Genomic DNA, 6811 nt, shown 5'->3' on the forward strand with positions numbered 1-6811 from the left:
CTTCGCCGATAATATCCCGGCGAAACGAGCTTGCAGGCTGCCGACGCATCTCCGCGGGAGCGGTCACGACGACGCCGGATTTTCCTATCCGCCTTTGGGCGGGGAGTTCCGGCGTTCTCGCCGTCAGGCCGGCCGTTCATAACTCCAGGCGCACGCCGGCTACGGGATTCATGCCCCGCGCATCCGCTCCGGAGCCGGGTTCCCGGTAGTTCTTGTCCAGCCTGTTCTCCAGGTCCATCTGTGACGCCCGGTGCCGATTCGGCTACCGGCGGGCGCGCAGATTCAGGGTTGCCCGGCTGGCTCGGAAACAAACCGTGCGGTCCTTTATTGATCAGGCCCGTAAATACCCTCCTGGTATTTAGGGCCGCCGCCCAAGCCGGTACACGCCCGGCCTGGGCTCACGCGGCTTGTCGCCGCGCCGGGGCATCCCTGCCCCGGATTAACCCGACCTATATTTATAGGCCGGGTTAATAAACACCTATCTTCGGTGCTGAGAGCCGATCAATTCGTTGTATGCGCCCGGCCGCGAAAAACCGCGGCCAAACCGGTGGCCATCAGCCATAACGCGGAGGGCAGCGGGACCGGAGCGACGGTCGCGGACGACACGTTGGCCGTCAACGCATTTCCGTCCGCGTCGCCGAGTGCGTTGACGGCCAGTCTCAATGGGCTGCTGCCGGCTTGCCGGAAATTAAAATTAACTACCGCCAGGGTAAAACTGTCGGCCTGCAGGGTATTCAAGTCCTCCGGCGAATCAAAGGACAGTTCGAACAGGTTCAGCACCCCGCTACCGCTTGACCCGACCGAAGTGACGTTTGCCCCGAAATCGAGAACATCCAGTTCGTCCCCTAGCACCGGATCGCCGAAACTGGTACCGACATATTCCAAATGGCTGCTATCGAAATTGAGATCCAGATCGTAGCTGCCTAGCGAGGGCGCTTCGCCGGCGCCTAGTCCGGATATCGTGATGCCGACCGCGACCGACCACCCGGTTCGGCCCACCGGCATGACCCCCAGTGTGATCGCGGACTCGGCGAGTCCCGATGCGGACAGCAACAGCGCAGCTATTAAAGGCTTACAGTAACGGTCGAGCATCTTGATAGTTTCCTGTTAACGAGTTCCTTGAGGGAAAGATTTCGGGAAACTCCGATCCGGTTCTTGGCCAAGTTCAGGACGAACGATCGCTCGTCGACGACGCGAACCATGGGCAGAAACCGGGTTTTCCGAGTTTCCGTCGATGGATAGGGCGAGGTATCCATGCCTCACTCGGCTGCGCACCGAGGACGGGTACACGACAAGGTCAGCTTGCGGGCATCGAGCGCGTCGATCGTACCGTTCTTGTCGATATCGCGGGGATCGTCCGGACCGGACGCGGATTGATTCCGCACGGCGAGGATCAGGTCGATATCCAGGCGATCGATATCCCCGTCGCCGTCCAGATCGCCGGCCAGCGGGGTCGTTTCGCACGAATCGGGAATATGATCGGCATCGGCGTCACCGGCCCGGCCTTGTTCGATATCCAGAACGTCCGACACGCCGTTTTCGTTGCAGTCCGGAAACACGTTCAGATAGTACACGTCCTGCTCGCCGTTGAAGGTTGCGGTATAGGCAACGCTTGCGCCGTCCCTCCTGGAAACCAGGGTCGAATAGTCCCCCATCTTTTGGGAAGCGTGCGGATAGCCGATCGTGGTATCGAAAGGCTGGCTGACCGGAACGTTTTTGCTCCACGTTGCGCCGCCGTCCCATGAATACGCGTAATACAACCGCGAGACGTTATAGCTGCCGCTATCGCGCGTGTCGTACCAAACGGCATCGATGCGCGAGTTCGGAGCTACCCCCATCATGCCGAACCATTGCCACGAATCTTTATTGGGTTCGTCGTCGTTGACCCTGATCGGCGCCGACCAGGTCTCGCCGCCGTCGCTGCTTCGGACGAATTTGATGTCCAGATTGTCTTCGCCGGGCGGATCCACCGTCGCCAGCACATAGACCTTGCCGCGCAACGGCCCGTTGGATCGGTCGACGTCGACTTGAACGTCGCCTATGGGACCGTACCGATTCGGATTGTTTCGAAAATTGAATAAAGGAGCGGGACCGCCGATATCCAGGATCTGCGTCGTAAAGGTGGGTATCGAATCCGGATCTCGCGCGTCCAAGGACTTCGAGAAAATGTGCTGGTAGTGGTTTCGATTCTGGGTCTCTTCGTCCCATTCACTGGGTTCGAGCCGTCCGGCGATATACAACTCGCCTTCCGGCCCCACCGCCATGGTGCCGAAACTCGGGTTACCGGGAATCCCCACCGGCAGTTCGAAGCTCGCTCCGCCGTCGATGGAACGGGTGAAACAGTAGTCATCGCCGGTTTCGCGCCAGTTGACGTAGACATGGCCATCGCCGATTCCGCCGCTACGGTCTACCGCGAGCTGGCCTTTGTCGCCGCCTCGTCCGTGGGCGAATACCGGTTCTTGCCAACTGCGCCCGCCGTCGGTCGACTTGATGACTTGAATGTCTTCGATATAGATGCCTTGCTCGTCGAAACGCAGACTCTGAAAGTAAAAGTTCCCCTGAGCATCCACATCGATGACCGGATTGCTTCGGCCTTGTCCAGGCGTCAACGATCCCGGAAAGGTCCAGCTGGAACCGCCATCCTGGCTATGCGCCCAGCCGCCTTGGCGAAAGGAGGACTGCACGGAGTCGAACTGACGCCAGGCGATGACGATGTTGCCGGGGTCCAGCGGATTGATCGCCATGGTGGGCTCGTTGGCCGCATCGCCGGTAATGTTTTGACCGGCCGCGTCGACGTTGACCTGGATGCTGATGTAAGGACCAAAAGCGGAATGCGTCGCTGCGGCGTCGGCGCATGCGAACGCCAGTATCCATCCGGACCACACCGCGGCATGCCGTCCCGGATGTGGATTGCGTAAACCGGACCGTATCATGCGCGGTAACTCCGGGATCTGCCGAACAGGCCGAATCCGGCGAGACCCGATACGAACAGCCACACCGCGGCCGGAACCGGTACCACGGTGGTTTGAAAACTGAAATCGCCGACGATCGCGCCCACGGTGCCGCCAAAATGCTCCCATCCCGGCCCGACCCCGAGTTCGCCCGACAGGGTGAACGAATTCGGGTCGAGCCCCATCGCCACGTTGAACAAGTTGAAGGATTCCGACCGGAAAGAATAATGGTTATAGAGCGTCCAGCCGGAGCGTCCGGTCTCGGCATCGATGTTGGCCGCGTCGAATTCCAGGGTGTAGTCTCCGGAGACGATGCGGTTGCTCGGCGATCCGGTATCGATCCGGAAACGGCTGACGCCGCCAAGACCGATCGCGCCGGTGACGCTGCCCGCGAAATCGCCCGGATCGAACGTCAACGTGGTCGGCTTGGTTCTCCGGCCGACCGGGACGTCGACGGTAGCGCCGTTGACGGCGAATTCGAGACCCGTGGCCGGGATTTCGCCGACGCCCGGCACTATATGATCTTCCAAAATTTGCGCGTTGTTGCGCACCGCCGCGGCTTGTGCATCGAAAAATTCCTCCAGATATATGGAAGGCGCATCGGTCGCGTCCAAGGAGACGGCGGCGGCCAGCGCATCCCGGTCCAGGTTCATGATCAATGCGCCGCCGGAAACGGTGGCGGCGGTCGCCGTTGCCGGAAGGAATGCCAACCATGCGGCTAGAAATGTCAAACAGGGTGCAAGAGTTTTGCCGAATCGCGAGAGTCGGTGGCGTGTAGTCATGAGGATAAGTCCGTAACAGGTCGAAGGTGGGAGCGTTTATCCGGCCGATTGGCCGGATAAACGCGATAGACGGCTCCCCGGGCGGCTCGGCAGCCCGGGTCGACGGCCTCTATTCGGCGATCAAGCGGATAAAGCCGCCTGGACCGACTTTCGGCGGGCGCCGGCCAGCAGGCTTAACAAGCCGCTGCCGAACAGCCAGACCGCTGCCGGCACCGGAACCACGGCAGGCGAAACCAGAGTGAAGGTAGCGGCTTTACCGGCGGAGTTCGAGCCGTCGCCGCCGAACAGGAAAGCGGTCATATTGGGTGACCACCAGAGTTCCCCGGTCATGAGCAATTCATCGCCATTGGTGGTAACGCTGATGTTGCGGGCATCGTAAGTGGACGTTCTGAAGCTCGTGTTGTTCCACAAGGTCCAGCCGCTGTTGACGCCGTCATTTCGACTCGCGTTGTATTCGAAGGTGTAATCTCCGGACGTCAATGTACCCGTGAAACTGCCACGGGTCATCACGACACCGTTCAACCCGATCTGGCCGTTGGCGATAAAGGCGGACGAGTCGACCAAAGCATCCTGACTGGCGTCCCAGGTCAACGTGGTGGGCTTGTTGGCGCGGCCGCCGGCGCCCGTTGGAATTCCGGTGCCGGTCAGATCGGCGGGATTGACGACGTATTCGAGCGTTGACGGCGCGGGGTAGGTGTTGGTGGGCACCGTTATGATATCCGCAATGGTCGAGTAAGTATCGGCCACCGCCTTGGGAAAGAAGTTCGCGACATAATATTCGGTTAGCCCGCCAGGACCGATGGTTAGTCCTTCCAACAGGTTGTTCGGGTTGGCATAGGTAACGCTAAAAGTTCCCCCGTGCAACACACCGGCATCGGCCGAATTGGCCATGATCAGGGCAGCCGCTGCGAGAATGGTCTGTCGGATCTGCATTTTCTTGACCCCAAATTTTTGCATGGATTTTTTCCTGTGATTTGAAACATCGAGAGGTTGTGCGGCAGGCTCGAGAAATCCATAGCCCTTGAATAACTCTCACAGGAGAGGCGGCCCGGCTGTCTTGAATACCAAGACCCGCGGCTTTCCGAGTCCGCCTCGCGGCGGAGGTGGCGAAGGCGTCTCGTCCCTGAGACCGATATCATCCTGGGCCAACGGACAGGCATGCGCCCAACCGCCAGTCGTCGCTGATAAGAACCGCCGAAATGACAATGACAATAAGGCTCGAAAACTGGCGTTCTTATCGGGCAAGTCAAGCTGCTAAAGCAGATACCGTGCCAGTGAGCAGGGGTATTCCGAGACTAACAAGCTGTAATTTGAAAATACCGGGGAACGGTGGAAGCAAAGCGTAATTTACCTGGGAACACATGCCAATTTACAGGCATGTCACGGGAAAGAGGCAGCGAGTATCAGTGCATTAACAAATGTATCGTTAATGCGTAGGTATCCCGGCGCCCATGGCGGATATCAATGCGCGACATACCGCATTATGTGGGGAGCAGGTTAAATGCCGCAATTCAATGCGCATGACATCATCATAATCTGTTGTCTTATTTGACATTAATCGTCTGTCCTGTGAAATCCCGCAAGGCTTAAGGCATACAACGTAATTATTCGATGGCAATCGACAAATACACCAGGGATATTCGGGACAAACTGCGTGATTCATGCTTTTGCGGGAATATTTCCCGATATTTGTAATCCATGGACTACGTTCAGCGGACCATGGATTATTGGACTTCGTCTGGGCCGCCAAATCAGCATCATTTGCCGGCCGCACAAACGGTCGCTGCGTGCTTGAAGATACCTTGGTTTCTTCGGTTCTCGTGCCTATCCTTCAGGACGCAGTCCTTCATCCGATCTCTTGTAGGCGATGTATGCCAAGCGTCGTTGAGCCAGAGGATGGCGGCCGTAATGGGGTGAGACGGTCACCTCGAAACCGGCGCCGGCGAGAAGACGTTCGATTTGGGCGCCGCCCAAAACGCCGATCCGGTGCCGCTCCTCGGAACGGCGGTAGCCGTGGCCGCCTTTCCTGAACACGGTAATGTCCCGAATCAACAGGTTTTCCTGCGGCTGTTCGGATATCTCCACCAACACCGCCCAATCCGGCCCTTTGCGCCAGGAGCGATAGTGCATGGGTTCGCCGTCCGAGCGGACAAGGATGTCGAATGCGAAAACGCCGCCTTTCGGCAGACAGGAAGCGATGTTCCGGAACAAGCGGTCAAGGCGCGCTTCCGACGGCGCTCCGTCGGCACAATAGTTCAGGGCTTCGCCCAGGGCCGTGACCGCGGCGCAAGGGCGGAAGTCCACATCGTACAGCGATGCGGTTTGAAACTGTGCTTCGGGCGCTGTACGCCGGGCCAGTTCGATCATCGGCGCGGAAACATCGACGCCCAAAACCGAATATCCGTGCTCCAGCAGTTTCCTCGCCCAGGTTCCGCTTCCGCAACCCAGATCGATTATCAGGCCGGAATCGAGACCCGTGGCGCGGAACAGCGCCAGCAACTCATCGCCGGCGGCATCCACCAGATCGGGGAAGCCGACGTGATGAACATAGGCGAGATCTTCCTCATAGAACGGCATCATCGTTTCGAAGCATTTTTTCGACTGGAATTCCGCCAACCCATGGGGCGGTCAAAGCCGGTCCATCCCGATGGGTTCGCCGTTATCGGCACGGGTTTTGGTCAATCGCCGTTCCGCGTCTGCTGCGGCGCTGTCCTTGCCCTGCTTTCGATACACCTCGGTCAGCGCCCAGAGCGCCCAGGCGTCATTCGGCGCTTCTCGGAGCGAAATATCGAGCTCCCGCTCCGCCCCCGCCAGATCGCCCTGGAGAAACCGCAGCGCGCCTACCGAACGGCGTATCGGGTAGTACCAGTAGGGCGGTTCCATATAGGGCAGCTTTTCCTGAAGCGCCGCCGCTCTTTCGAAGGCGGCGGCGGCGTTTCCGAGATCGCCTTCGGCCTGGGCGATGCGCGCCGAAAGCACGTCCTGGGCGATCCGAACAATGTCCGCCGCCGGGACGCCGGCTTCCGTCAATCCGGAAAAATCCGCCGTTTTGGCGATCCCGGTCAGGGCGTCGAGCTC

5 protein-coding genes, 1 pseudogene and 1 riboswitch are annotated in these 6811 nt (G+C 59.3%); all 6 genes and pseudogenes read right to left on the reverse strand.

The genetic code is table 11. The features are described from left to right. Nucleotides 1-501 precede the first annotated feature (501 nt). Nucleotides 502-1092: a hypothetical protein gene (locus ABJK70_RS17925; protein ID WP_347258659.1), complete on the reverse strand. Its 591-nt coding sequence runs from the start codon at nucleotides 1090-1092 to the stop codon at nucleotides 502-504. A 167-nt stretch (nucleotides 1093-1259) separates the two neighbouring features. Beyond that, a complete protein-coding gene (locus tag ABJK70_RS17930; protein WP_086133620.1) occupies nucleotides 1260-2933 on the reverse strand; it encodes a sialidase family protein in 1674 nt (557 codons plus the stop codon). Then, nucleotides 2930-3733: a VPLPA-CTERM sorting domain-containing protein gene (locus ABJK70_RS17935; protein ID WP_139841029.1), complete on the reverse strand. Its 804-nt coding sequence runs from the start codon at nucleotides 3731-3733 to the stop codon at nucleotides 2930-2932. Before ABJK70_RS17935 ends, ABJK70_RS17930 begins: the two co-directional genes overlap by 4 nt. A 120-nt stretch (nucleotides 3734-3853) precedes the next feature. Continuing rightward, entirely contained in the window at nucleotides 3854-4690 is an 837-nt protein-coding gene (locus ABJK70_RS17940) for a hypothetical protein (protein ID WP_347258660.1), read from the reverse strand. A gap of 82 nt (nucleotides 4691-4772) precedes the next feature. Then, a riboswitch (cyclic di-GMP riboswitch) is annotated at nucleotides 4773-4851 on the reverse strand. A gap of 706 nt (nucleotides 4852-5557) precedes the next feature. Further along, nucleotides 5558-6313, reverse strand: a complete 756-nt coding sequence (locus tag ABJK70_RS17945) for a class I SAM-dependent methyltransferase (RefSeq protein ID WP_347258661.1) — start codon at nucleotides 6311-6313, stop codon at nucleotides 5558-5560. Between the two features lie 48 nt (nucleotides 6314-6361). Then, nucleotides 6362-6811, reverse strand: a pseudogene (locus tag ABJK70_RS17950) (hypothetical protein); the annotation flags it as partial.

Source organism: Methylocaldum sp. (genome assembly GCF_039794385.1).
Classification (GTDB): Bacteria; Pseudomonadota; Gammaproteobacteria; order Methylococcales; family Methylococcaceae; genus Methylocaldum.

Coding starts and splice junctions, on each gene's coding strand:
- ABJK70_RS17925 (WP_347258659.1), bottom strand. CDS start 1,092: ATGCTCGACCGTTACTGTAAGCCTTTAATAGCTGCGCTGTTGCTGTCC.
- ABJK70_RS17930 (WP_086133620.1), bottom strand. CDS start 2,933: ATGATACGGTCCGGTTTACGCAATCCACATCCGGGACGGCATGCCGCG.
- ABJK70_RS17935 (WP_139841029.1), bottom strand. CDS start 3,733: ATGACTACACGCCACCGACTCTCGCGATTCGGCAAAACTCTTGCACCC.
- ABJK70_RS17940 (WP_347258660.1), bottom strand. CDS start 4,690: ATGCAAAAATTTGGGGTCAAGAAAATGCAGATCCGACAGACCATTCTC.
- ABJK70_RS17945 (WP_347258661.1), bottom strand. CDS start 6,313: ATGATGCCGTTCTATGAGGAAGATCTCGCCTATGTTCATCACGTCGGC.